Raw genomic sequence first — 25,158 nt, forward strand, 5'->3', positions numbered from 1 at the left:
CCGTGAGAGGGCGTGACCGGAGCGGACCTGTTCGCCTTGATGAACGCCGGAGCGTGGACCCGCACCCCCCTCGGGTAGACGCCTCCCGCCGAGGGGACTTCCGTGTCACCGCAGCCAGCCGGTGACTTCTTCGATGAACCGGGTCCTGCCTTTCCCGGGCCGGTCCAGGTGCACATGGTGCGTGGCGCCTTCCAGTGTCACGGCGCGCACCTCCCTCGCCGCGGTCAGGTCCCCGGCCAGTGCCGTCAGATCGGCAGGCCGCGACCAGAAGTCGTACTCGGCGCGCAGCACGAGCGTCCGCGCGCGGATCCGATGTGCGTCCCAGAGCTGGGTGCCGTTCGCCAGCCGGTGGCTGTCGGCCATGGCGCCCGTCGGGGCGCGGAAGCTCGGCGGCTCGCGGTCCGCGGACGTGGGATCGCTCGCCAGCGCCGCATCCACATAGGACTGAGCGACGCGCGGGTCACGCCATTCGGTCTTGTCCGGCACTGGGATGCTGGAGTCCCACGCGGGCAGCAACTGGGCTCCCGTGCTCAGCCGGTACGCCCCGGAGGGCGGCGGTCCGCCGAACAGCGGGTGACCCACGGTGGCACCGTAGAGACTGCTGTGCACCACCAGGTTCGCGACCCGGTGCGGGTACTCGCTCGCGTACCACGCCGCCCAGTGCCCGCCGGTCGCCCAGCCGACGAGGTCCACGCGGCCGGACCGCAACCACCGCACCACCGCCTCGATGTCCTTGACTGCCTGCTCACCGGTCACCACGGGCGGGTTCGCCTCGGGTGGCTCGGTCATGGCAGGTGGGCGGGTCGAGCCGCCGTAACCGGTGGCGTCCATGACGATCACGCGACGCCCTTCCCTCGCCAGATCCTCGGCGAGCGACCCGCCCGCCACCGGGAGGTCGAACGACGCGACGCCGGGCACCCGCGCGCCGTGCACCAGGATCACCGGCCGGGCCCGCTTCGCCGAGTCGAGCCGCACTTCACGAACGTGGAGCGTGCCCGCGCCGCCAGGGATGTCCCAGTCGGCGCGCACGAGGTGATCCGGCGCCGACGCGGGCATGACAGTGGTCAACAACGCTACGACAAGACTTCGGAGCATGCCGCCAGGATGCCGCCGCCGGAGACCGGTTCGCCTATTCTGTACATAATCGACCCCCATTGATCTGGTGCCGATATGGATCTCAAACACCTGCGTGCCGCCGTCGCGGTCGCCGACCACCTGCACTTCGGCCGGGCGGCCGTCGCGCTCGGCATCGCGCAGCCACCGCTTTCCCAGCAGATCAAGGCTCTCGAGACCGAGCTGGGCGTGACATTGTTCGAGCGCAGCACCCGGACGGTGCACCTGACCCCGGCGGGCGAGGCGTTCGTGGCCGACGCCCGTACGGCACTGTCCATGGTGGACAGTGCCATACGCGGGGCGCGGGCGGCGGGGCGCGGGGAGACCGGCGAGCTGGCGATCGGCATGGTCGGGTCGGCGGTGGCCCACCCGCTGCCCGCGATCGTCCGTGCTTTCCGCGCCCGCTACCCGGACGTGACCCTGACCTTTCATGTGCTGCCCACGGTCACGCAGGTCGAGCGGCTCCGAGTGGCAGCACTCGACCTCGGTCTGCTGCGCCCGCCCCTGCCCAGTCCCGCCGATGACCTCGAACTGGTCTCCGTCTCTCGTGAACCACTCGTGGCGGTCCTGCCGAACGATCACCGGCTCGCCGGCAGGCGCCGCCTCGCGGTCAGCGCCCTCGCCGACGAGCCGTTCGTGCTGTTCCCACGCGTGCTCGGGCCTGGCCTGTACGACGAGATCACCGCACTGTGCAGACGCGGCGGCTTCACACCGAACGTCACCCAGGAAGCAGTGCAACTTCAGACGATCGTGGGCCTGGTCGCGGCGGGCTGCGGTGTCAGCATCCTGCCCGGCTCGGCCGCCCAGCCCCGGCACGAGGTGGTGTTCGTGCCGGTCAGCCCTCTGGTCCGGCTGGTGGACCTGGCGATCGCCCTGCCGAAGGCGAACCGCTCCGTCGGAGCGACCAACTTCACCGCGCTCGCGAAGGATCTGACCCGGTGACGACGCTGCGCCACAGGGCGTGGCGAAGGCTTCAGTCGGTGCGGGATCCGACGCCGGACTGATCACCCAGCTCGGAAACGGCGGCGCCGGATTGGCAGAGCTTCGTCCGCCTGGGTGCGTCCTCAGCCTGCTCGCCCTGGGACCGCCCACGGCGACGAGGTCGAACTCAGCGCAGACCGCGACCAGGCCCGCGAAGCGACCGATCTTGCCATCACTCATCGGGACCGGAGCGCCGTACCTGCATCTGTCGTCGATACGGCCGAGATGAGAGGCTGCAGGCCGTCGAACTTCCACGCGAGTCTTGCGGCACCGATGATCACGCGGCAGGACCGGCGCTTGGCGACCAGATCCGCGTAAGGAGCGCCGATGAACAAGGAGTCACCGACTGGCGAGCGCAATCCTCGGAGTGCGGGCTGGTCGTGGTTGACATCGCCCGACGGCGTCATCCTCGACGGTGGCGCCCTGACTTTCGTCCGTCACACGAGCGTGACCGACGTGTTCCGCGGGTTCGACATCGACCCCGGCTCAGCCAGAACGATGACCGCGAAGCAGGCATTGGCAGACCCGGTACTGCGCACCGCAGGGTTCGACGAGGGCCCTCAATGGATCCGCGTTGCCGAATCAGGCGACTGGACGGTCGCCGTGGAATATTTTCAGCAGAAGACCCATGTCGACGGCATCTCCAGCCATCTGGCCAAGGACACCGATGTCGTCTACATCGCCGCCAACGAATCCGAGCCCGCGGTCGTCACCTGGCTCTCACGCGGCGAATACGTCTTCGCCTTCGAGTGCGGGGCTTCCTACGACTCTCGTGGAGGGCGCCGCCGCCACATGTTCGATGACGCGATGTCCGACGCCGGTCTTCTGGAATTCGGCTCGGGAGCGTCGATCGGTGACTGCGCGATCGCGATGATGACGATCCTGGGACAGCACCATGGATTCACCCTCACCCCGGCGACAGTCGCCGGACCGCTCCCCACCGCCTATCGAACCCACCGTTACGCGCCACCACCGCCCGCTTTCGACCGCGGCTGAGCCCGGCCAGAACGACAAGAAACCCCTTCTTCGTCCTGCCTCACGACAGTGGTGAACAGGGTCAGCAGTGACCGCTGCCCTCAGTCGATCTACGGGCCCATCATGCAGGGACCACTTCCAGACGGTCTTTCTTGTCAGTCTTGGACGAAAGCCCCGCGCCCGCCCTCTGGCCGTATCGTCAGAACTACGTATCCGCGTGCGACGGCCTTGTTCCCGCGGACCCCGGCGCTGTTTGGATCAACCCTCGGAACCCGGGAGATCGTGATGCGCCGAACACGGTCGCTGCTGACCACGCTGACCGTCGCCATCGCGGCGCTGGGCCCACCGCCATCCGGACCGCGGTGGTACTGGCCGACTTCGGCGGGAAAACGGTAGATCCCGGACCGCGCTACCGCGGTTGGCTCACAGACACCTATTTCGGCTCCGCCGACTCACCGCGCTCCTACTAGTGTCGTGACCTCCCTGCTCCGCGTCCGTATCAGCACCGCTGCAGCCAGGCCGCCGTGTCCGGTGGCAGCGACCCGTCGCCGTCGAGCGGCCCGGACACCAGCAGAGGGCTGCAGCCGCCTGGGAGCGGGACAGGCCGGTAGGACAGGTTGATCATGCACAGCAGTCCATCGCCTCGTTCGAAGAGGAGAGTGCCGTCCGGGCCGTCGTGCCAGCGGAAATCCTCGGTTCTCAACGCGGCGTTCGTCCTGCGCAGGCGCAGTGCCGCGCGGTACAGGTGGAGCATGGAGGCGGGGTCGGCCTGGTTGCTGTCGACGGTGTAGGACTTCCAGTCCCGGGGTTGCGGAAGCCACGGGGTGGTTCCGGGTTCCCCGAAACCGAAGGGTGGTGCGTCACCGCTCCACGGCAGTGGGACTCGGCAGCCGTCCCGGCCGCGGAGGGTGTGGCCGGAGCGTTCCCAGGTGGGATCCTGGAGAGCGGTTTCGGGTAGGTCTTCGACCTCGGGGAGGCCGAGTTCTTCGCCTTGGTAGATGTAGGCGCCGCCGGGCAGGGCCAGCGTCAGCAGGGCGGCGGCTCGGGCGCGGCGTGTGCCGAGGACGTGGTCGGACGGGTGGCCTTGGTCCCGCATCGGGGTGGTCACCCCGGTGTAGACGCGGCCGTAGCGGGTGACGTGCCGGGTCTCGTCGTGATTGGACAGCACCCACGTCGCGGGGGCGCCGACGGTGGCGAGATCGGTGATGCTGCGGTCGATGACCTTTCTCAGTTCGGTGGACTCCAAGGGGCATTTGAGGAAGTCGAAGTTGAACGCCGTGTGCAGTTCGTCCTTGCGCAGGTAGGCGGCCAGCCGTCCGGGGCGAACGTGCGCCTCGGCCACGAAGACGCGGCCGCCGGGGTAGTCGTCCGCGATGGCCCGCCAACCGCGGAAGATGTCGTGGACACCCTCACGGTCCCAGTGTGGATGGTCTTCTTGGCCCTCCGCGGCCAGCACGGAGAATTCCGACATGCCCAGATCGGGTAGCGCGGGGTCTTTGACCATGCCGTGGGCCACGTCGATGCGGAAGCCGTCGACGCCGCGGTCGAACCAGAACCGCAGGATCGACTCGAATTCGTCACGGACGGCGGGGTTGTCCCAGTTGAGATCGGGCTGGGCGGGCGCGAACAGGTGCAGGTACCACTGGCCGTCCTCGGTCCGGGTCCAGGTGGGACCGCCGAAGGCCGCGTGCCAGTCGTTGGGAGGCAGGGAACCGTCCGGGCCCCTGCCCTCGCGGAACACGTACCGCTCCCGTTCCGGGGAGCCGGGTCCCGCGGCCAGCGCCTGCTGGAACCAGGGGTGCTGGTCGGAGGTGTGGTTGGGGACGATGTCCAGGATCACGCGCAGGCCGGCTTCGTGGGCCTCGGCGATCAGCTGTTCGGCTTCGCCGAGAGTGCCGTAGACGGGGTGGACGTCGCGGAAGTCGGAGACGTCGTATCCGCCGTCGGCCAGCGGCGAGGGGTACCAGGGATTGATCCAGATCGCGTCGACCCCGAGGTCGGCCAGGTATCGCAGGCGGGAGCGCAAGCCGGTGACATCGCCGACCCCGTCGCCGTTCCCGTCGGCGAAACTACGGATGTACACCTGGTAGATCACCGCGTTGCGCCACCAGGATTCGTTCGCGTCGACCACGTTTCTCCGTTCAGGAATGTCCATTGTGTACTTAGCCTTTGACCGCACCCTGCAGCAGGGCCTTGACGAAATGGCGTTGCAGGAAGAGGAACACGATGATCGTGGGGGTCATGATCAGCAGGGCTCCGGCGTTCAGCAGGACCTGGTCGGTGCTGTACTTGGTGGTGAAGGCCTGCAGCGCGCCGGCCATGGTGCGTTGCTCCGGATCGTCGATGAGCACGAGCGCGAGCAGGAACTGGTTCCAGGTGGACAGGAACATCAGCAGGCACAGGGACGCGATCGCGGGCCGGGCGAGCGGCAGGTGGATGTGGACCAGTGCGCGCCAGGAGCCCGCGCCGTCGATGCCGGCGGCTTCCGTCAATTCCCGCGGGACGTTGGCGAAGTGGGCCCGCATCCAGAAGATCGCGAAGGGCATGTTCAGTCCGATCAGCGGCAGGATCAACGACCACTGGGAGCCCAGCAGTCCCATTTCCTTGTTCTGTTCATAGAGCGGCACGATGACGATCTCGTACGGCAGGGTCAGGGTCAGGACGAGCACCGTGTAGAAGACGCGGCCGAGCGGGATCTTCAGGATGACGATCGCGTACGCGGCCATCGTCGAGATGAGCACCGCCGCCGGGACCACGCCGAGCACGATCAGCGTGCTGGACCGCAGCAGTGTCGTGATGTTGGCGACGTTCCAGGCGTCGACGAAGTTGTGCCATTGCGGGTCGGTGGGCCAGCTCAAACCGCTGGGGAACGTGCCTTGTGGCGAGAGCGCCGCGCTGACCATGCTCAGCAGCGGGACGACCGAGTAGAGCGCGGCTCCCGCGATGAGGATGACTCCGGGCGCGCGTCGGCTCATGGTCTGTGCGGGCATGCCTACTTCTCCCGGAACAGGCGCTGGAGGGGCGCGATGACGGCGATCACGATCAGGCTGAGGACGACGGCGAGCGCGGACGCCGCGCCGAGGCGGCTGTCGTTGAAGGCGAGGTTGTAGACCGCGACGCCCGGGACCATCGTTTGCGTGCCAGGACCGCCTTGGGTGGAGAGGTACACGACGTCGAAACTGGCCAGCGCGGCGATGATCGTGATGGTGACGCAGACACCGATCTCGTTGCGCAGCCCGGGAAGGGTGACCGCACGGAACTGGCGGAGCGGTCCGGCACCGTCGATGCGCGCGGCCTCGTACAGGCTTCCGTCGATCCTGCCGATCCCGGCCAGCAGCAGCATCGTGCACAACCCGGTGGACAGCCAGGTGCCGATGAAGCCGACCGCGGTCAGCGACCAGGAGAAGTCGGCCAGCCAGGAACGGGCCAGTGAGCCGAGACCGACGGCGCGCAGCACCTGGTTGACCACGCCGTTGTCGGAGTACATCCACGTCCAGGCCACACCGGCGGCGGCGCCCGGGATGATCTGTGGCAGGAAGAGCAGCGTCCGCGCCACCGCACCGGTGAACCGGCCACGGAGGTCACGCAGGACGGACGCGGTGAGCAGCGCCAAGCCCACCGGCAGGACGGTGAAGAACAGGATCAGATAGAAGGCGTGTGCCAGGGAGGAAATCTGCTCGGGGTCGGTGAACACCTCGACGTAGTTGTCCAGACCGACCCACGTGGAGGCTCCGACGCCGTCCCAGTCGTAGAAGGAGTACTGGATCGACATCAGTACCGGGCGGAAGCTGAAGACGCCGTAGAAGGCCAGTGCCGGCAGGGCGAAGAGCCAGCCCGTCCACCGCGTGCCCCGGAACGGGCGCCGGATTCTGGCGGCGGTGACCTTTTCCCGGCTGCCGGCGTTCCGGTTTCCGACGGGGAGGAGGTCGTGTGGTTTCGCCGGTTGCATGGTCGTCATTTGCCACTCTTGAGGGCGTCGGCGTAGGTAGCCTGAAGGGTCTTGACCATCGCGGCCGGCTCGACCTTGCCGGACATCAGCAGCTGGAGCTGCTGGGTGAGCTTCGTGTCGACGGCGGGTGCGGAGTTCTGCAGCCAGCTGTCGAAACCGTTGTCGGCGGCGATGGCCGCGTAACCGGTCTGGATCTGGTCGGTCAGATTCGCCGACAGTGACGGCGCCGGTTTGCCTGCCGGGCCAGACAGGAGCGCGGCATATCCGTTGCCGACCGCGACCTTCGCCGCTTCCGGCGTGGTGAGGAAGTCCAGGAACAAGGCGGCGGCGTCCTTCTGCTTGCTACGGGCGGCGATGGAGAACGCGAGCGTGTTGCTGGTCATCCCGGCGTACTTCCCGCCCATGTCGGCCGGTGGCATCGGGAACACCCCGTACCTGCCCTCGAAGTTCTTGTCGAGGGTCTGCACGATCCAGCTGCCCTGGAAGAAGAACAGGCCCTTGCCGCCGGTGAACCTGCCGTACGACGCCTCCTGGTTGAGGGCGTTGACGTCGGCATCGAAGTATCCGGCCCGGACCCACTTCCGCAGGGTCTCCGTGGCTTTCACCGCCGCCGGGGAATCCAGGGTGGCGCCCGGTTTGTGGTGCACGAGGTCGCTGAGCGCCTGGGCACCGAGGTAGTCGCCGAGCAGCAGGTTGTACAGGTGGCCGACGAGACCGTCCTGATTGGAGGCGACGATCGGGGTGATCCCGGCGTTCTTCGCCTTGTCCAAAAGGGTTTCGAGTTCGCCGATGCTCGACGGCGGGGCCGTCATGCCGATCCGGGCGGCCAGGTCCCTGTTGTAGAAGACGCCGGTCAGCGGTCCGGCCGAGCCACCGGCCTGGTACAGCGGACCGGAGCCGATCACCCCGTTCGACACCCGGCCGGGGGCCAGTGCGGATGCGGGGACCTTCTCGCTCCAGCCGTAGGCCTTGTCGTAGGCGTCGAGATCGGTGAGCAGATTGTCCTTGACACCGCCGAGGAGGTCGTAGGGCTGCACGATGTCCGGCGGCGAGTCGGAGGCGAGCAACCTCGGCAGCACGGTGTTGAAGTTGGTGTCCGCCTCGACCCGCAGCTTCACCGTGATCTTCGGGTACTTGGCGTGGAAGGCGTCGGCCAGGCCCTGCTCGTAGGCCTGGAGCCCGGCAGCGGAGAACAGCGTCAGCGTCGCCGGGGTGTCGCCGGCAGCGGTGTTCACCACCGTCGGCGTCGCGTCGGCCGGTGTGCCGGCACCCGAGCCGGGCGCGCCGCACGACGCCAACGCGACCAGCGCGGTGGCCGCCACGGCCATCAGCGATCCACGCACGCGCCGGACGGCGGTGCCCGGCTGGGCCGGGGACGGGTGCTCCAGCATGATGCCTCCTCGCATCCTGCGGCTGCCGTTCACGCTCGGCAGACGAAGTCTCTGCGTGCTTCCCGGCGACCACGAGACCTGGGCGGCCAGCTCATCGGAAGCGTTTCCGTTGCTGAAACAGTGGGCGCCATCACCAAGCCTGTCAAGTAACGAACGCGTAACGCGCACGCTACATGGACTTACGATGAAGTCGTCTCACCTACCCATTCGCACGAGAAGTAAGCAGCTCGCTCGCCCGTGCATCAAAATGGAAACGCTTCCGATAGTGGGTTAACCTTCCGGACATGGCGCAGAACCTCGCGAAGATCAACATGGCGGACGTGGCCCGCGCGGCCGGCGTCTCGATGGCCACCGCGTCCCGGGCACTCAACAACGAGAGCGGCGTCGCGGAAGCGACCCGGCGCCGCGTTCTCGCGATCGCGGAAGAACTGTCCTACGTCGTGTCGCCCGAGGCGTCGCGCCTGGCCGGCGGCGCCACCGGCCGGGTCGCGGTGGTCGTCCCGCACCTCTCCCGCTGGTACTTCGGCGCACTCCTCGAGGGCTTGGAATCGGTGCTGCGCGCCGCCGACCTGGACGTGCTGCTGTACCACGTCGGCGGTATCGACGACCGCCACGACTTCTTCCACCGCCTGCCCGCCAGGCGCAAGGTCGACGCCGTCGTCGTCCTTGCCTTCCCTGTCGAAGAAGAAGAACAACGCCGGCTGTCACTCATGGGCGTCACCATCATCGCCGCGGGCGGGCAGCACGCGCCGTACCCGAACGTGTCCATCGACGACGAGACCGCCGGCCGCCAGGCCATGGACCACCTGCTTTTCCTGGGACACCGCCGCATCGCCATGATCGCCGCGGTCGACCCCGACCAACCGGACGACGAGCAACCCTCCGGCCGCTCCAACGCCTATCACGCGGCCTTGCGCGAGGCGGGGATCCCGTTCGACGAGCGTCTCGTCGTCACCGTCGACTGGGGTGGCGCCGAAGGAGCGGACGCGATGGCGAAGCTGCTCAGCCAGCCTCAGCCCCCCACCGCCGTCTACGCCCACTCCGACGAGGTCGCCCTCGGCGCCGTCCGTACCCTGCGCCGCTCCGGGCTGCGCGTCCCCGACGACATCTCCGTGATCGGCATCGACGACCATCCCCTGGCCGAACTGACCGACCTCACCACCGTCCGCCAGCCCGTCCGGCAGCAGGGCGAACTCGCCGGACGGATGCTCATGGACATCCTCCGCGGCGACCGGACGGACCACGACGTCGTGGTACCGACCCAGCTCGTCATCCGCGGCAGCACGGCACCGCCACGCACCTGAGCGGCTCGCCGCAGTACCGGTCTAGAGTGAACACATGGCGCGGGTGACCTTACGGGACGTGGCCGCGCGCGCGGGGGTGTCCCGAGCGACGGCATCACTCGTCCTGCGAGGAACCGGACGGGTCTCGGACGAGACACGGCAACGCGTCATGGACACCATGGCCGAGCTGGGCTACGTCTACGACCGTGTCGCCGCGTCGTTACGCACTCAGCGCGCACCCTTCGTCGGCGTGGTGATCACCAACATCACGAACCCCTTCTTCGGCGAACTCTTCAAGGGACTGGAAGCGGCACTGCTGGAATCCGGGTTCATGCCCTTGGTCGCCAGCACGAGCGACGATCCGAAGCGGCAGGACGAAGTGCTCACCATGCTGCGGGAGCACCAGGTCGCCGGACTGGCCGTCGTACCCGCCACCGGCTCCGACTCGGTGCTGCTGGATCGATTGACCACCTGGGGCATCGGCCACATCCTGATGACCAGATACCTCAAGGACGGGCACGCGACCTACATCGGCGCGGACGACGTGCGCGGCGGGCAACTCGCCGGTGAACACCTCGTCGGACACGGCTGCCGCAAGCTCGCCTACATCGGCGGTCCCGTGACGATGGTGTCACGGCACGACAGGCTCACCGGATTACGTCAGGCAGCGGCCGACGCCGGGCTGCACGAGGCGGACGTGATCGACCTGCCGGGTGAGACCAGCGGCCCGGGCGGCCTCTCATTGGGGCGACGGCTGCTCGAACTCGACGAACTCCCGGACGGAATCCTGTGCCACAGCGACAATGTCGCCTTCGGCCTGTCCCGGGCGCTCCATGACCAAGGAATGGCCGACCTGCCGGTCATCGGGTACGACAACATCAGCAGCGCCGCGTTGTGGCAACCACCGCTGACCACGGTGGACACGCACGCCCACGCACTGGGCCGTCAGGCAGCCGAGATTCTGCTCCAGCGCATGGAACTGCCGGCCGCTCCGTCAGTGGTGACCTGGACACAACCCGAACTCGTCGTGCGCCGGTCATGCGGATGCCACAAGCCCTCTTGACAGCGCCACCCGAGCTGTCTGTAATAGTGCGCACATCTGCTAGATCGATCTATCACCACCGTCAGTGATCGATAGATCGATCTACCAATCGATTGTCCGACTGTTCGTGCTCGCGGACGGTCGCCCTGCAAAGGAGCAGTCATATGCCTCGTCGGGCGCTCAGCTCCGCCATCGCAGCGCTCGCCCTGGTCCTGTCGATGGCCGGATGCGGGCTCAGCACCACGGCGGCGAACGATTCCGTGACCATCTACGCCTCCCGGCCCAAGAACATCGCCGATCGGGTGGTCGCTCGGTTCGAGGCGGCGAATCCGCAATACAAAGGCAAGGTCAAGATGCTGACGATGGGCGCTCAGGAGGTTCTCGAGCGGGTCCGGGCCGAGGCCGGCCGCCCCCAGGCCGACATCTGGTGGGGCGGCACGTCGCAACAGTTCGAACAAGGTGTCGCGGCGGGCCTTCTGGCACCGATGCCCTCGGCCGCGGCTCGGCGAGTGCCCTTGGCGTACCACGGGCGGAACGATCTGTGGCTCGGCGAAATGCGGATGGCGCAGGTCATTTTCTACAACCGGGACATGCTGACCCCCGAGCAGGCGCCGAAGGACTGGGACGACCTCGTGACTCCCGCTTTCCGGGACAAGGTCCTGATCCGTGACGTCGCGGCCTCCGGCACCATGCGCAGTGCCTTTTCAGCGATGGTCGATCGGAGCTTCGCCCGCACGGGCAGCCCGGAGCAGGGCTACGAGTGGTTGCGGGCGCTCGACGCCAACACCAAGGAGTACGTGCCGAATCCATCCGATCTCTATCTGCGGGTACAACGGCGCGAAGCACCGGTCAGCGTATGGAATCTGCAGGACATCCTGGTCCAGCAGAAAAAAGGAGCTCCGTTCACCCCGGTGATACCGGCCTCGGGGGCGCCCATCCTGATTGACGGGGTCGGGAAGGTCAAAGGGGGCCCGAACGGTGCCGCCGCCGACGCCTTCGTCGATTTCCTGTTCCAGGAACCGATCCAGCAGGAACTCGCCGAGACCTCGTTCCAGATCCCGACACTGCGCCTCTCACGCGAGCCCGCCTGGCTCACCGCGATCGGCTTGAAGGAGATGCCGGTCGATTGGGCGACGGTGAACCAGCGAGAGCACGAATGGATCACCTACTGGAGCGAACACATCAAAGGACACCGGCGCTGAATGAGTTCCCCTTGTCAACCCGTTTCGGATCTATCACGGAGCTGTGAATGATTCCCGTCAGGCTCGACCAGGTCAGCAAGACCTACGCGAACAACACCCCCGCCGTGAGCATGGATGTCACCATCGAGAAGGGGGAGTTCTTCACTCTCCTCGGCCCATCCGGCTGCGGAAAGTCGACGATGCTCCGAACGATCGCGGGATTCGTCCAGCCGACCACCGGACGCGTTTACTTCGGCGAGCGCGATGTGACGCGCACTCCCCCACATCGCCGCGACACCGGGATGGTCTTCCAGAACTACGCGCTCTTCCCGCATCTGACCGTCGCTCAGAACGTGGCGTACGGCCTGACTGTCCGTAAGGTCACCAAGGCCGCGCGGGAATCCCGCGTCGAGCGCGCGCTGGATCAGGTCGGCCTCACCGGCTATGGAACACGCCGCATCGATCAGCTTTCCGGCGGCCAGCAGCAACGTGTCGCACTGGCCCGCGCGGTCGTGATCGAACCCGCCGTGCTGCTGCTGGACGAACCGCTGTCGAATCTCGACGCGAAGCTGCGAGAGGAGACCCGCGCCCAGATCCGCGAAGTCCAGCGGAATGCCGGAATCACCGCCGTGTATGTCACCCACGACCAGTCCGAAGCGATGGCGATGAGCGACCGGATCGCGGTCCTCGAAGGCGGGAAGGTCCACCAGGTCGGCACGCCGAGGGAGATCTACCACCAGCCCGAGACCGCGTTCGTCGCCAAATTCATCGGCCGTAGCAACGTATTGCCCGCGGAGCTCGGCGCGGTCGGCGCCGAGCGCACCACCGTGGTGCTGCCGGGCGGGATCAAGCTGGCGGTGCGGACGCCAGGGAACAAGCCGATCCATGGGACAAGCGTCGGCGTGTCCCTGCGCCCGGAAGCGCTGGCCTTCTGCGACCCGGCCGACGGGTTGCTGCGAGGCACGCTGACCAGTGAGGAGTTCACCGGCGCGACCAGTTCCTACGACGTCGCCGTCGGCGACCTCACCGTCACCGTCACCGGCGACGCACAGCGGGGCGGCCCGCGACAAGGAGACACTGTCGGCCTCACCACCGACCCGGAACGCGCCTGGCTGGTGTCACTGTGAGCACTCAAACCCTCGAGCCCGCCCCCGAATCGACGTCGTCGTCCGCCCGAAGGCGGCTGTCGGCCCGCGCCACGAGCAGCGACCGGTTCATCTACTTCCTCGCCGCCCCGGTCCTGTTCGTATTGCTGTTGTTCGTCGTCGTCCCGATGGGACAGACAATGCTCGCCAGCGTCGACGGCGGCGCCGCCGACAATTACGCGAGCTTTCTCGATGGCGCGTCAGGCGAGGCGCTGCTGCTGTCGGTCGGCACCTCGCTCGCCTCGGTACTGTCCTGTGGGCTGGTGGGTACCGTCCTCGCGATCCTGCTCGCTCGCTTCGACTTCCCCGGCAGACGGGTTCTCGAAGTCGTCGCCGTTCTGCCGATGGCGTTGCCGCCGTTGATCGGCGCGGTCTCGTTCGTGCTGCTCTACAGCGAAACCGGCATCGTCCCCAGGGCACTCGCCGAGTGGTTCGGCCTCTCCCCCGCCGACACGGCGGTCACCGGCGTCGCCGGTGTTCTCCTCGTGCACACCTTCACGATGTACCCGTTCTTCTATCTGTCCGTCTCCGCCGGTCTCGCCGGCCTGGATCCCTCACTCGAAGCAGCCGCGGCCAACCTCGGCGCCGGCCGGGCGAGGGTGTGGCGAACGGTGATCCTGCCGATGCTCACCCCGGCCCTCGTGTCCGGAGCATTGCTCACCTTCATGATCTCGATGGCGTCCTTCACCGCGCCGCAGCTGTACAACGTCCCCACGCTGACGATGCAGATCGTCTCGACGCGCACCTCGGGCAACGAAGGCCTCGCCGCGGCACAAGCCACAGTGCTGTCCTTGGTGTCGATCGTCTTCCTCGTGTCGATGCGCTGGTATCAGGGTCGACGCGTACACCGCAGCCTGTCCAAGGGAAGTCAGCTCGACCGCACCGTCACACGCGGTCCGGCGAGGATCGCCGCGTTAGTCGGCAGCGCACTGCTCACGGTCGTGCTGATGGCACCGATTCTGGTGATCGTGCTGGTGTCGCTGTCGGTCGACGCCTCGTGGACCACACAGGTCCTCCCCGAGCGGTACACGTTCGACAACTTCACCGGGATCTTCACCGACCCGGGCAGTCTGCTGCCGATTTCAGTGAGCGTCCAGATGAGCCTGCTCGCCACCGGGGTCGCCATCGTCATCGGCGCGATCGCCGCCTGGGTGGTGGCCCGCTGGAAGCGGCTCGGCGGGACCGTGCTGGACATCATGGTGATGCTGCCGTGGGCCCTGCCGGGAACCGTGATCGGCGTCAACCTGATCACCGCCTTCAACGAACCTCAGCCCGGCAACCTCGGCCTGACCCTCGTCGGCACGCTGTGGATCCTGCCCGCGGCCTACTTCGTCCGCTACGTACCGCTGATCTTCCGTTCGACCGGAGCAGCGCTCGACCAGATCTCCCCGTCGCTGGAGGAGGCCGCGCGCAACCTCGGGGCCGGACCGGTGCGAGTCCTGCGGACTGTCACCTTCCCGCTGGTCGCGCGAGGAGTGCTGGCGGGCGCGCTGCTCGCGTTCATCGACGGCGTCGGCGAATACGTGGCTTCGGTGGTGATCTATCCGGCCGGGCTCGCCCCCATGTCGGTCGAGATCTACAACCGGATCTATTCGTCGCAGTTCGGTTCCGCCGCCGCCTACGGAACGCTGCAGATCGTGCTCATCCTCGTCGTGCTGATCGTCTCGAACCGGCTCAAAGCAGGACGACGGGACTCGTCCGGCGCGGCACTCACCGCCGCTCCCGCCTCGTGACGGCCGACCTCTGAAGAAGGCAGGACAACGACATCATGACCGAACGCTTCACCGCGGGACGGGTACCCGAAGCGGGGATCGCGGAACTGTTCGCGACACCGGCTCGCTGGCAGGCATGGCTCGACGTCGAGGCAGCGCTGGCTCGCGCGCAGGCGGAGCTCGGTATCATCCCCGAACCGGCCGCGAAAGCCATCTCCGAAGTGTGCACGCTGGACCGCCTCGACCTCGCGCGAATCCAGGACGGCATCGCGCGGACCAGCCATCCGCTGATGCCGCTGATCACCGAGCTGGCCACCGCTGCCGGTGAACCGCACGGCAGGTGGGTCCATTGGGGCGTCACCACCCAGAACATCACCCAGACCGGAGACGTGCTGGTCATTCGCCGCGCCCACGAGAAGCTCCTCGGGATGCTCAGCGAACTGCTGAGGTCGCTGGCGGACCTCACCGAACGCGGCGCCGACATGGTGATGGCGGGCAGGACCCACGGCCAGCACGCCGTGCCGATCACGTTCGGCCTCAAAACCGCCTCGTGGCTGGACGAGCTGGGCCGGCACATCGTTCGGCTGAGACAGCTGGCCCCTCGCCTGTTCGTCGCCATCATCGGTGGCGCGGTCGGGAACTTCGCGTCACTCGGCGCCCGTGGCCCCGGCCTCCAAAGCGCCGTCGCCGACCGTCTCGGCCTCGCCTCGATGCTTGTGCCCGCCCGGAACATCAGTGACCATTTCGCCGAGTTCACCGGCGTTCTCGGCCTGCTCGCCGGTACCTGCGGTCGCATCGGGCGCGAGATCTACACCCTGATGAAGACCGAGTACGGCGAAGTCGAGGAGCCCGTGCCGCCAGGTACCGTCGGCAGTTCCACCATGCCACAGAAGCGAAACCCCCAGCTGTGCCAGGACATCATCGGGATCACCGCCGAGATCCGGGCCTTGGTGCCACTCGCCCTGGAGGCCATGGGCAACGAACACGAGGCGGACCACGCGCCGTCGATGATGTTCGACGTCGTCCGACGCTCGTGTGTGCTGACCGGCGACGCACTGACCCGGATCTCCGTCGTCACCGGCGGGCTCACGCTCCACCCGGACCGTATGCGAGCCAACCTCGGCCTCACCGGTGGCGCGATCAGCGCCGAAGCCATCATGCTCGAACTGGGCAGCACGATCGGACGGCAGACGGCACACGAAATCGTCTACGAGGCCGCCCAAACCGCGGCCGCCACGGGCCAACGGTTCGTCGACCTGGTGAAAGCCGACTCCCGGATCACCGATCACCTCTCCCCCGCCGCCCTCACCGCGATCCTCGATCCATCCGAGCACACCGGGCTTTCCGCCGCCATCGCGCACGGCAGTGCCGCCGACGCACGAACGGTCGCCGTCGAACTCGAAAGTGTGGGCAGCGGCGACTCGGACTGCCACGGCTGAACGGCCGGTCAAGCGTGCCGAGCATGGCTTCTTTCGGTCACTTGTCCTACGCGTTCGACGGAAGTGTCGACCTGGCCGCGCGGTTCATCGGCCACCACTACCGGTGATCGAAGGCTTGTTCCTCCGAATGGGCGAATGCGGGTTAAACTGATCATCCGTCGTACGGAGTCGGATGTGAGGTGGACGTGCTGTCATCCGCGCCGGTCTCGGCCGAGTCGACCAGCTATGTCGGCCGTGCCCAGGAGGGCGCCGCGATACGCCGGTTGCTCGGCCAGGCACGGCTGGTGACGCTCGCGGGTCCCGGCGGGGTGGGCAAGACGAGGCTGGCGGCCAGGGTCATGCGGGACTCCGTCCGGGCCTTCGAGCACGGCGCGGTGTTCGTGGAGCTGGCCCCGGTGCGAGACGGCGCGCTCGTGGCGAACCTGGTCGCGGACCGGCTCGGGCTTCAGGATCGGTCCGACGCGTCGGCGACGCGCATCGTGATCGAACATCTGCGGCACCAGACGCGGCTGCTGGTACTGGACAACTGCGAACACGTCATCGACGCCTGCGCCGGGTTCGTCGCGGAAATCCTGGCCGAATGCCCCCGGGTGGTGGTGCTGGCCACCAGCAGGCAGTAGCAACTTCCCGGACGAGCCGAAAGCCGGACAGCTCCAGCCCGCGCAGCGGAGGAACCCGAGCTGACCGGCGCGACCGTGTACGAAGCTGCCGACAAGCCCTCCCTCGGCGGAGGCCGCTGGTACGTCCTACCCGACACACCACCTACAACCGGCCCTTCGAAGATGCTCCTCGCCCCGCCCTCGTCGCCGCATCCACCCTGCGGGACATGCCCACCTGGAGCGCATTGGCGAGCTAGCCCTCGCACCATGAGGACTCCTACCGAGTGGCGCACACCAATCTGTGCTAAATCGGCCAGTCGCGCAAGGTCCAGCTCGACGCCCTTGATGTCCCCTGCCATGTCGACCAGAAACGTCTCCACCCGTTTGCGCGACGATGAAGGTCACGACCGACGATGCGCGGCCCGGAGCCGCCAGTCCACCTGCGCTGCCGCTCTCGACGTCTTCGTCAGTGAAGCGGCTGCCTGAGCTGACCCGGGCTGTGATGTGGTGAACCGCGATCGTGATCGCGATCCTAACCGCGGGTGTCGTGACCGTGCTGTGGTGGCCGATCACGGCCGGACTCACCGGCGCGGACCTAGTCAAGGCCCGCCTCGATGCGCTGAAGATCGGGCTCAGCATCGGTGTCGGCAGCGGCAGCGTGGTCGCGCTCTACCTCGCCTGGCGCCGCCAGCGCTCCACCGAAGCCGACCTCGACAACCGCGAACGCGCTCTCGCCCAGCAATACGAAGTCCTCGCCCACCAACAAACCGTCGCCGCCACCAGACAGGCACAGCAGGAGCGTGTCGCCGACGACGCCCGCGAACGCCGGATCACCGAGCTGTGCACCAAAGCCGTCGAGCAACTCGGTTCCGATAAGGCTCCGGTCCGTCTCGGTGGACTCTACGCGTTGGAGCGCCTCGCTCAGAACAACGAAACCCAGCGTCAGACCATCGTCAACGTCGGACACCATGGCGTTTTATCGACGCCGAATCGCCTCAGCAACACTGCCTCGACGGTGGCCAGCTCGCACCCTAGGGCATTACGTTCCTCTGCCTGGACTTGGACCAGAAATCCTGCAGGGTAACTGCTTCGACCCACGCCCCTGTTCTCGATGGCAAATACTTGAGACAGCCTTGTCCCCGAATGGCGGGTTTCATGGAGTTAGAGGATGCGAACCCGTTGCGCACCCGACAGACACGGCGCGCTTGACCAGAGCCCATCACCCGAGCGTAGATCTAGGTGGACATTGTTCGCATTATCGGGCAGGGCAGCCGAAGGGTAGAGATGTCACCACAAGAACAGCCACTTCTTTTGCGAACGGGTGCGGCGTGAGTACGCAGCACCCGGCTGGGCGACGGGATCCTGCCGGGCCAGGACGTGTGGGTCGCCCCAGCAGGAATCGCTTGGCGTCGCGAGCAGTCGGCGTCTACGGCGCCGAACGTGCTTGGACATTTGCTACCGAAGTGCGCCATGTCGAACCAGACGCCTGGCTGAGACAGCAGTTAGCGACCGTATTCCAGGAACTCGTGACATGGGCCCACCGCCGGAAGAGCAGCGGTTCATCGACGGAATACGAAGACCAGGCGAGGACTTCATGAGCACCGAAAAGGAGCGGACTCAGGACGGCGCCATGAAGAAACCAACTGGCACGCACGGTCTCAGCGATCTCGCGCGTTCTCCCTTCGGTCTGCCGCTCGCGCTTCACGCCAAAGACGTTCGGGTCGCCTGGGCCGGCCGGACATCCACCGAGGAGCACCAGGATCCCCGCCAGTCGCTGTTGCGACAACTCGACCGCTCGAAGTCCGCTCTGCCCGAGTCGTGGGTCGTGGTATGCCACTTCTACGATGTGGAATCCGGGCGTATGGAGCTCGAGCGGCGCGGCCGGGGTACTGGCTATGAACGTTTCGACATCCCTATCGCCCGAGACGGTGGCATAGCGGATCTGCTGTCCGAGGCGAAGCAGCCGGACCGCCGGTTCGATGTGGTGATCTGCGAGTCCATGTCCCGGATCGCGCGGAAAATGTATGAAACCTTGTCCGTCGAGCGAGAACTCGAACGCGCCGAGGTTCCCGTCTTCGCATCCAACGAGCCAATCCTGCTCTCAGGCGGCCGAGCCCAGCAAATCCTGCAACGCCGGATCAACCAGTCGGTCGCCGAGTACGAAGTCCTGAACATGCTGGAGCTGTCGTGGGGTGGCACCTGCACCCACGTCCGCGAGGGCTACAACATCGGCAAACCGCCCTACGGGTACCGCGCGAAGACCCTGCGCCACCCCAATCCCGCCAAAGCCGAGAAAGGGCTCACGAAGACACGCCTGGAGCCAGACGGAGAACAAGCGAAAACCGTGGCCTTGATCGCTAAGTGGCGATACCACGAAGCACTGGGTTTCGACACGATCGCCGAGCGCCTGAATCAGGGCACCGACGAGCACCCGCCCCCACAGCCACCTGGCGGAAGCCGGGCGCGGGGCGCGTGGTCGAAGTCCAGCGTCGCCGACATCCTGAAGAACCCGAAATACACGGGGTACCAGGTGTACAACCGGCGAGCGCGCCGCAGCCGTGGCGCACGAAACCGCCAGAACTCTCCAGAGATGTGGGTATGGTCCCCCGAACCCGCGCACGAGCCGCTCATCCCCAAGTGGATGTTCGACGAGATGACCGCCACCAGAACCCAACGCCAAGGATCACGCGACGGCGCCGGACTGAAGCAGGATCCGCGCTCGCGGCGAACCTACGTGCTGCGCAGCCGCGTCACCTGTGATTGCGGCCGCCGCATGATGGGCATGGTGCGCAAATCCGGCGTCTACTACCGCTGCCACCCGGCAGGCAACAACCGTGGACGACCGGACAAGCACGAGGGCCACCCGCCCACCGTCTACATCCGCGAAGACCTCATCCTCGAACAAGTGGAAGCCTTCTTCAACGAGCGCCTGTTCGGCACAGAACGGCACGCACTGCTACTCGCCGATCAAGACGACAGCCGAACCGACAAGCAAAAGGACACGGAGCGTCGGCGGCAAGCACTGCAGAAGAAGATCGCCGACGCCGCTCGAAAAAAAGACAACCTGCTACGCCAAGCAGAAAACGCGGACCCCGACGACCCCTTCACCCAAGGCCTCAGACAGCGTTACAACGAGGTGTTCAACGAGCGCAAGACACTCCTCGAAGCCTTAAGCCGAATCACCGAAGATGCGGAGGCCCACGGTCCATCGAACTTGGACCAAGCGAACCTGCTGGACGCTTTGCCATACCTGAAGGCCAACCTGCGCCACGCCCCAGCAGACCTGCTACACCGCCTGCTCGACCTGACCCAGCTCACGATCAAGGTCGACTACAAGAACGACCGAGCGACGATCACGGCCACCCTGCCCGCCGATCCAGCCTCGATCACATCCATCGGCGACACCGCTTCGCAGCAAAGCTGCGCAGGTGGGAGCGAATGTGCATCCTGCGTGTGCCCCCGGTGAGATTCGAACTCACACTGGACGGGTTTTGAATCCGTTGCCTCTGCCAGTTGGGCTACGGGGCGGTGCTTGGTGAACTTTACGGGATCACGGGAGCGCGCCGTTCGCCGGGCCCGGGAGTGTGACGACCGTCTGACGTGGTGAACGCCATCTAGCCGTCTGGATCGTTCCCGGTAGGCTTCAGGTTCGCGGACAGACCGCGAGCCGAACTGCCCGACGACCTTCAGGAGGACCCCGGTGACCGAGCAGGCTGCCGAGGCCAATGGTGCCGTCGCCGCACCCCAGCGACGGGTGCTCGTGGCCGAAGACGAGGCCCTCATCCGTTTGGACCTCGTCGAGATGCTCCGCGAAGAGGGCTACGAGGTGGTCGGTGAGGCCGGGGATGGCGAGCAGGCCATCAACCTGGCCACCGAGTTGAAGCCCGACCTGGTGATTCTCGACGTCAAGATGCCGAAGCTCGACGGTATCGAGGCCGCTTCCAAGATCACCGGCGACCGGATCGCGCCGGTCGTCATCCTGACCGCGTTCAGCCAGCGCGACCTCGTCGAGCGGGCCAGGGACGCGGGCACGATGGCGTATCTGGTCAAGCCGTTCGCCAAGCGTGACCTGGTGCCTGCCATCGAGCTGGCCGTGAGCCGGTTCGCCGAGCTCCAGGCGCTCGAGTCCGAGGTCGCGGGCCTCACGGACCGGCTCGAGACGCGCAAGGTCATCGACCGCGCCAAGGGGCTGCTGATGAGCCGTCAGGGGCTCACCGAGCCGGACGCGTTCCGGTGGATACAGCGCACCGCGATGGACCGCCGGACCACGATGAAGGCGGTCGCCGAGGCCGTCGTCGAGAGCATCGGCTGACGAACCCGCGAAGAAGGCCACCTCCGATGGCGGAGGTGGCCTTTTCCGTGTTCAGAGACCGCTCGCCAGCCGCATCACCCAGTAGACGTCGGTGTTCTCGACGGTGCCACCCAGCCGGGTGGCACCGGGGCCTTCGGCGGTGACCGGGGTGTCGGCGCCGGTGTGGTCGTGCGTCGTCCAGTCCACTGTGAACCGCAGGTTCGAACCGGGTACGTCGAAAGGACCGTCCTGGTCGGGATCGGTGTCAGAGGCGTCGTGGTTCTCGATGCTCAATCCGCCTGTCTCGTGGTCGCCGCCGATGATCACCAGCGTGTCGGGGTGCGCGCGGACGAACCGCAGGACATCGGCGACGGTGGCGTCGAGGGCGCGGCCCGCGTCGATCACGCCGTGCGCGTTGTTCTCGTGCGACATCCCGTCGGTCCCCTCTTCCTCCAGGAACAGGAAGAAGCCGCGCGGGTTCTTCGAGAGGGTGTCCAGCGCCTTGCGCGCCATCTGCTGGAGCGGCACCCGCGGCGCGTACTTCCCGACGCCGTCCGGCCCGTAGTCGACCATGTCCTCGTTCGCGAACAGGCCGAGGATCCGGTCCGCCCGCGTGGTCCGCAGTTCGTCGCCGTCGCGCACGTAGGTGTAGCCCGTTCGCTGCGCGCGTTCGACCAGGTTGCCGTACGGGCTGCGGCTCTCCTCCCCCGGTTTGTCCGGCCAGAGCCCGGGGTTCCCCTTCGGATACCACCAGTCCTCGCCGCCGCCGAGCAGGACGTCCGGGCGGCTGTTCTCGATGTACTGCTTCGCGATGTCGCTCTGCGAGTCCCGGCTGGGCACGTGCGCCGCGAAGGCCGCCGGCGACGCGCCCGTCACCTGCGCGGTGGTGACCAGGCCGGTCGACTTCCCCGCCCGTTTCGCCCGTTCGAGGATGGTTTCCAGCGGGCGTCCGTGGCCGTCCACCCCGACCGCGCCGTTGCGTGTCTTGTGCCCGGTCGCGAGGGCGGTGGCCGCCGCGGCGGAGTCGGTGACGATCTCGTCGGGGTCGGCCGAAGACGTCCGCACGAGACCGGTGGCCGCGAGTCCGTCCATCGCGAGCCTGCCGTTCTTGCCCTTGAGCGCCAGCCGGAGCAGATCCCGCTGGCCGAGGCCGAGGCCGTCGCCCTGGATGTAGATGATGTTGCGCGCCGGCCGCGCGCCGGACCCCGCCGTCGTCGTGTCCGCGACGGCGGCCGAGCCACCGCACAAGACCACCAGAACCGCCGCCACCGCAAGACCACGTCCGCGCACATCGCCTCCAGTTTGTTAGGAATCTTTCCTAACAGAGATGAGGGGCTCGTTCAACCGCGCAGAATGCCCGCGTCGTGCGCGCGGTTCGCGCAGACAGCTCGGCGAGGATGCGGCTGACGTGGATCTTCACCGCGCCGTTCGACAGCCGCAGCTCCCCGCGCGGCGTCCTCGTACGCGGCCAGATCGGTGACATGGGCACGGTCGAGACAGTTGACGACGGTGAGCGCTCGTCGGCGGGCTCGCGCCGGAAAAGTGAGTTTCGCGGAGATCAGCGAGCGGAGACCGCTCGGGGGCGCAGCGCGTGCTCAGGTTCGTCCACTTTGGTCACCGGCGCCGACACTTCTTTGCGACCTGGGACATCCAACCCGTGCGCACGACCCTCGACGGCGGGAAAGGCCACGGGACCAGGCCGAAAGGCATACCCACGATCGATGAGATCCAGACCACACGATCGGGTCGTGACGATCTTCGCGCGGCTGGGTCTATGGAGTGTGGAAGCGAAGAACTTCCACCGCAGGCAACGGAATCCGAACCGAGGAGATCGCGATGACGAACACCGCCACCACCGCCAAGCCGAGCTCGAACTCCACCGCCGCGGGCGAGAACAGCGCGCTCGTCTCCACGCAGGGCGTGACCACGATCGCCGACACCGTCGTGCAGAAGGTCGCGGGCCTCGCGACCCGTGAGATCACCGGTGTCCACGCACTGGGCGGCGGCGCCGTGCGGGCGTTCAACGCGCTGCGCGAGCGCATCCCGGGCGCCACCGCGTCCGCCGGGCAGGGCGTCTCCGTCGAGGTCGGCGAGCGCCAGGCCGCGGTCGACCTGCAGATCGTCGTCGAATACGGCGTCGCGATCGCGGACCTCGCGAAGTCGGTGCGCCGCAACGTGATCGGCGCGGTCGAGCAGATGACCGGGCTCGAGGTCGTCGAGGTCAACATCAACGTGTCCGACGTGCACATCCCGGGCGACGACGACGCCGACGACAACACCGAGTCCGGCCGCGTCCAGTGACCATCGGCGCCGGTCCGCGCCAGACAGCAAGGAGAACGTTCATGAACGCCACCCAACTCGGCCTGTTGACCGGTCTCGTGCTCGGCGTGGCCGGCGCGTTCGGCGGCTTCGGCGCCTTCCTCGTCGTGCTCGTGCTCGCCGCGCTCGGCCTGCTGGTCGGCCGGTTCCTCGACGGCAAGCTCGACCTTTCGGCCCTGGCAGGCCGCGACAGGGGCTGATCGCCATGACGACCATGACCGCCGCCGCGCCCGCAACGGACGGGCGCGGCGCGCTGACCGTGGCCGACGGCGCCGTCGAACGGCTCGCCACGCGGGCCATCACCGAACTCGAAGGTGTCGGCGGCGCGGCCTCCCGGGTGCTCGGGATCGCGGTCGGCGCCGAAGACCTCGACCGGGGCGCCAAGGTGAGCGCGCACGTCACCGGTTCGACGACCACATTGGACGTCCGGCTCTCGGTGAAGTACCCGCTTTCGGTGCGAGCCACCACCGAGACCGTGCGAGAACACCTGATCCGCCGCGTCGGCGGGCTCTCGGGCCTGACCGTCACACGGGTCGACATCACCGTCACGGCCCTGCACTCCGCCGAGACCGAAACGAGGAGGGTCCGATGAAACGGCGTCCCCGCCGCAGCGTCCCGGCCGTGCTGGTCGCCCTCGTGGTGCTCGCCGGATGTGTCCTGGCCGCCGCCGTCGCGATCCAGACGATCGCCGGGGAGAAACCGTGGATCCGCTACGACACCGTCGCGTCCGCGCTGCACGACATCCGGTGGAGTGATCCCCTTCCGGCGATCGCCGGCGGCGTGGTCGCGCTGCTCGGTCTGCTGCTCCTCGTGAGCGGGATCGTGCCGGGAAAGCCGACCGTGCTGCCGCTCGATGGCGGCACGGATTCAGGCGCCTCCCGGCGCAGCTACCGATCGACCCTGCGCACTGCGGCATCCACTGTGGACGGTGTCTCGACGGCGAAACTGAAGGTGAAGCGGCGCGGGATCGTCTCGGTGGTGACCACCGGGCGGACGAACACCGCCGGGCTCGCCGACGCCGTCCGCGCGGCCATCGAGCACCGCCTCGCCCAGATCGGCCCCGCCACCGTTCCCGCCGTGCGGGTCCGGGTCAAGGCCACCAGGAGCGCGTCATGACCGACCTCAACCGTCCCGCCCGGCTGAACCGCACCCTCCTGGTGCTGACCGGGCTCGTGCTGATCGCCGGTGGCGGGTTCGCCGTCGGCACCCATTTCGGCCGGATCCCGCTGCTCGATCCCGGCACCACGCTCGTCCCCGGCACCGCCATGCCACCCGGCTGGGTCTGGTACGCCGTCGCCGGCGGCGCGGTGCTCGTCGGCCTGCTGGCCCTGCGCTGGCTGATCGCGCAGCCCGTCCGCAAACCCAAGTCCCACACCTGGCGCTTCGAGCAGGACACCGGCCGGACCGCGCTGGCCGCGAGCACCGCGGTGGAACCCTTCACGGCGGAGGTCGCGACCTATCCCGGCGTCCACGCCGCGCACGCCACGCTCGGCGGCACCCAGGACGCGCCGGTGCTGGCCGTGGTGCTGAGCGCCGAACAGGACGGTGATCTGGCCGCCATCCGCGAGCGGATCGCCGAAGAAGGCCTGCCGCGCTTGCGCCAGGCGCTGGATCTCGCCGAGCTTCCGACGACCATCGAGTTCCGCTTCTCCGCGAAGGCCGGTCCCCGCATCCAGTGAGAAGTTTCCGCTGCGGGCCTGCCGGGAAGACGCGTACTACGACCGATGAAGGAGCGTCC

23 protein-coding genes and 1 tRNA gene are annotated in these 25,158 nt (G+C 67.4%); 17 read left to right on the forward strand and 7 right to left on the reverse strand.

What is annotated here, in order from left to right:
• Window positions 1–105: 105 nt before the first annotated feature.
• Window positions 106–1,095 carry an alpha/beta fold hydrolase gene (locus tag MJQ72_RS26775; protein WP_240593771.1) on the reverse strand — a complete coding sequence of 330 codons (990 nt, stop codon included), beginning with the start codon at window positions 1,093–1,095 and terminating at the stop codon, window positions 106–108.
• Between the two features lie 75 nt (window positions 1,096–1,170).
• Here MJQ72_RS26775 and MJQ72_RS26780 point away from each other — a divergent pair, with 75 nt between their 5' ends.
• On the forward strand, window positions 1,171–2,055 hold the full coding sequence (locus MJQ72_RS26780; RefSeq protein WP_240593772.1) for a LysR substrate-binding domain-containing protein: 885 nt from the start codon (window positions 1,171–1,173) through the stop codon (window positions 2,053–2,055).
• Between the two features lie 366 nt (window positions 2,056–2,421).
• Window positions 2,422–3,090, forward strand: a complete 669-nt coding sequence (locus MJQ72_RS26785; RefSeq protein WP_240593773.1) for a DUF6461 domain-containing protein — start codon at window positions 2,422–2,424, stop codon at window positions 3,088–3,090.
• Between the two features lie 478 nt (window positions 3,091–3,568).
• Here MJQ72_RS26785 and MJQ72_RS26790 read toward each other — a convergent pair whose 3' ends face one another.
• From MJQ72_RS26790 to MJQ72_RS26805, 4 genes are read right to left on the reverse strand one after another with little or no spacing between them, the layout of a single operon-like run.
• On the reverse strand, window positions 3,569–5,224 hold the full coding sequence (locus tag MJQ72_RS26790) for a glycoside hydrolase family 13 protein (RefSeq protein WP_396426879.1): 1,656 nt from the start codon (window positions 5,222–5,224) through the stop codon (window positions 3,569–3,571).
• A gap of 7 nt (window positions 5,225–5,231) precedes the next feature.
• The gene (locus MJQ72_RS26795; RefSeq protein WP_240593775.1) at window positions 5,232–6,059 is read right to left on the reverse strand and encodes a carbohydrate ABC transporter permease; all 828 of its coding nucleotides are present in this window, start codon (window positions 6,057–6,059) and stop codon (window positions 5,232–5,234) included.
• 2 nt (window positions 6,060–6,061) lie between these two features.
• Complete coding sequence (locus MJQ72_RS26800) at window positions 6,062–7,027, reverse strand: carbohydrate ABC transporter permease (protein ID WP_240593776.1); 966 nt, start codon at window positions 7,025–7,027, stop codon at window positions 6,062–6,064.
• Window positions 7,024–8,409 carry an ABC transporter substrate-binding protein gene (locus tag MJQ72_RS26805; protein WP_240593777.1) on the reverse strand — a complete coding sequence of 462 codons (1,386 nt, stop codon included), beginning with the start codon at window positions 8,407–8,409 and terminating at the stop codon, window positions 7,024–7,026. Before MJQ72_RS26805 ends, MJQ72_RS26800 begins: the two co-directional genes overlap by 4 nt.
• Window positions 8,410–8,693: 284 nt before the next feature.
• On the opposite strand from MJQ72_RS26805, the gene MJQ72_RS26810 reads away from it, so the two are divergent.
• The 9 genes from MJQ72_RS26810 (at window position 8,694) to MJQ72_RS26850 (ending at window position 20,276) form a co-directional block, all read left to right on the forward strand.
• Window positions 8,694–9,713 carry a LacI family DNA-binding transcriptional regulator gene (locus MJQ72_RS26810; protein WP_240593778.1) on the forward strand — a complete coding sequence of 340 codons (1,020 nt, stop codon included), beginning with the start codon at window positions 8,694–8,696 and terminating at the stop codon, window positions 9,711–9,713.
• Window positions 9,714–9,747: 34 nt separating this feature from the next.
• Entirely contained in the window at window positions 9,748–10,755 is a 1,008-nt protein-coding gene (locus MJQ72_RS26815) for a LacI family DNA-binding transcriptional regulator (RefSeq protein ID WP_240593779.1), read from the forward strand.
• Window positions 10,756–10,994: 239 nt separating this feature from the next.
• Entirely contained in the window at window positions 10,995–11,936 is a 942-nt protein-coding gene (locus MJQ72_RS26820) for an extracellular solute-binding protein (protein ID WP_240593780.1), read from the forward strand.
• Window positions 11,937–11,983: 47 nt separating this feature from the next.
• Window positions 11,984–13,042 (forward strand): ABC transporter ATP-binding protein, encoded by a 1,059-nt coding sequence (locus MJQ72_RS26825; RefSeq protein ID WP_240593781.1) that lies wholly within the window; start codon window positions 11,984–11,986, stop codon window positions 13,040–13,042.
• The gene (locus MJQ72_RS26830; protein ID WP_240593782.1) at window positions 13,039–14,793 is read left to right on the forward strand and encodes an iron ABC transporter permease; all 1,755 of its coding nucleotides are present in this window, start codon (window positions 13,039–13,041) and stop codon (window positions 14,791–14,793) included. The genes MJQ72_RS26825 and MJQ72_RS26830 overlap by 4 nt, the downstream gene beginning before the upstream one ends.
• Before the next feature lie 35 nt (window positions 14,794–14,828).
• Entirely contained in the window at window positions 14,829–16,211 is a 1,383-nt protein-coding gene (locus MJQ72_RS26835) for an adenylosuccinate lyase family protein (protein ID WP_240593783.1), read from the forward strand.
• 179 nt (window positions 16,212–16,390) lie between these two features.
• Entirely contained in the window at window positions 16,391–16,831 is a 441-nt protein-coding gene (locus MJQ72_RS26840) for an AAA family ATPase (protein ID WP_240593784.1), read from the forward strand.
• Between the two features lie 526 nt (window positions 16,832–17,357).
• Window positions 17,358–17,894: a hypothetical protein gene (locus MJQ72_RS26845; RefSeq protein ID WP_240593785.1), complete on the forward strand. Its 537-nt coding sequence runs from the start codon at window positions 17,358–17,360 to the stop codon at window positions 17,892–17,894.
• A 510-nt stretch (window positions 17,895–18,404) separates the two neighbouring features.
• Window positions 18,405–20,276: a recombinase family protein gene (locus tag MJQ72_RS26850; RefSeq protein WP_240593786.1), complete on the forward strand. Its 1,872-nt coding sequence runs from the start codon at window positions 18,405–18,407 to the stop codon at window positions 20,274–20,276.
• Here MJQ72_RS26850 and MJQ72_RS26855 read toward each other — a convergent pair.
• A tRNA-Leu gene (locus MJQ72_RS26855) sits at window positions 20,265–20,337 on the reverse strand. The two genes, MJQ72_RS26850 and MJQ72_RS26855, sit on opposite strands and share 12 nt — an antisense overlap.
• Before the next feature lie 173 nt (window positions 20,338–20,510).
• Here MJQ72_RS26855 and MJQ72_RS26860 point away from each other — a divergent pair.
• Window positions 20,511–21,122, forward strand: coding sequence for an ANTAR domain-containing response regulator (locus tag MJQ72_RS26860; protein WP_005157321.1), 612 nt, complete (start codon window positions 20,511–20,513; stop codon window positions 21,120–21,122).
• A gap of 51 nt (window positions 21,123–21,173) precedes the next feature.
• Here MJQ72_RS26860 and MJQ72_RS26865 read toward each other — a convergent pair whose 3' ends face one another.
• On the reverse strand, window positions 21,174–22,391 hold the full coding sequence (locus MJQ72_RS26865) for an alkaline phosphatase (RefSeq protein ID WP_315860755.1): 1,218 nt from the start codon (window positions 22,389–22,391) through the stop codon (window positions 21,174–21,176).
• Between the two features lie 546 nt (window positions 22,392–22,937).
• Between MJQ72_RS26865 and MJQ72_RS26870 the strand changes: the two genes are divergently transcribed.
• From MJQ72_RS26870 to MJQ72_RS26890, 5 genes are read left to right on the forward strand one after another with little or no spacing between them, the layout of a single operon-like run.
• A complete protein-coding gene (locus MJQ72_RS26870; RefSeq protein WP_240593788.1) occupies window positions 22,938–23,402 on the forward strand; it encodes an Asp23/Gls24 family envelope stress response protein in 465 nt (154 codons plus the stop codon).
• Between the two features lie 41 nt (window positions 23,403–23,443).
• Window positions 23,444–23,620, forward strand: a complete 177-nt coding sequence (locus MJQ72_RS26875; protein ID WP_016335849.1) for a hypothetical protein — start codon at window positions 23,444–23,446, stop codon at window positions 23,618–23,620.
• Window positions 23,621–23,625: 5 nt separating this feature from the next.
• A complete protein-coding gene (locus tag MJQ72_RS26880) occupies window positions 23,626–24,012 on the forward strand; it encodes an Asp23/Gls24 family envelope stress response protein (protein ID WP_240593789.1) in 387 nt (128 codons plus the stop codon).
• Window positions 24,009–24,536: a DUF6286 domain-containing protein gene (locus tag MJQ72_RS26885; RefSeq protein ID WP_240593790.1), complete on the forward strand. Its 528-nt coding sequence runs from the start codon at window positions 24,009–24,011 to the stop codon at window positions 24,534–24,536. The genes MJQ72_RS26880 and MJQ72_RS26885 overlap by 4 nt, the downstream gene beginning before the upstream one ends.
• A complete protein-coding gene (locus tag MJQ72_RS26890) occupies window positions 24,533–25,099 on the forward strand; it encodes an alkaline shock response membrane anchor protein AmaP (RefSeq protein WP_240593791.1) in 567 nt (188 codons plus the stop codon). Before MJQ72_RS26885 ends, MJQ72_RS26890 begins: the two co-directional genes overlap by 4 nt.
• Window positions 25,100–25,158: the final 59 nt, after the last annotated feature.

Source organism: Amycolatopsis sp. EV170708-02-1 (assembly GCF_022479115.1).
GTDB lineage: Bacteria > Actinomycetota > Actinomycetes > Mycobacteriales > Pseudonocardiaceae > Amycolatopsis.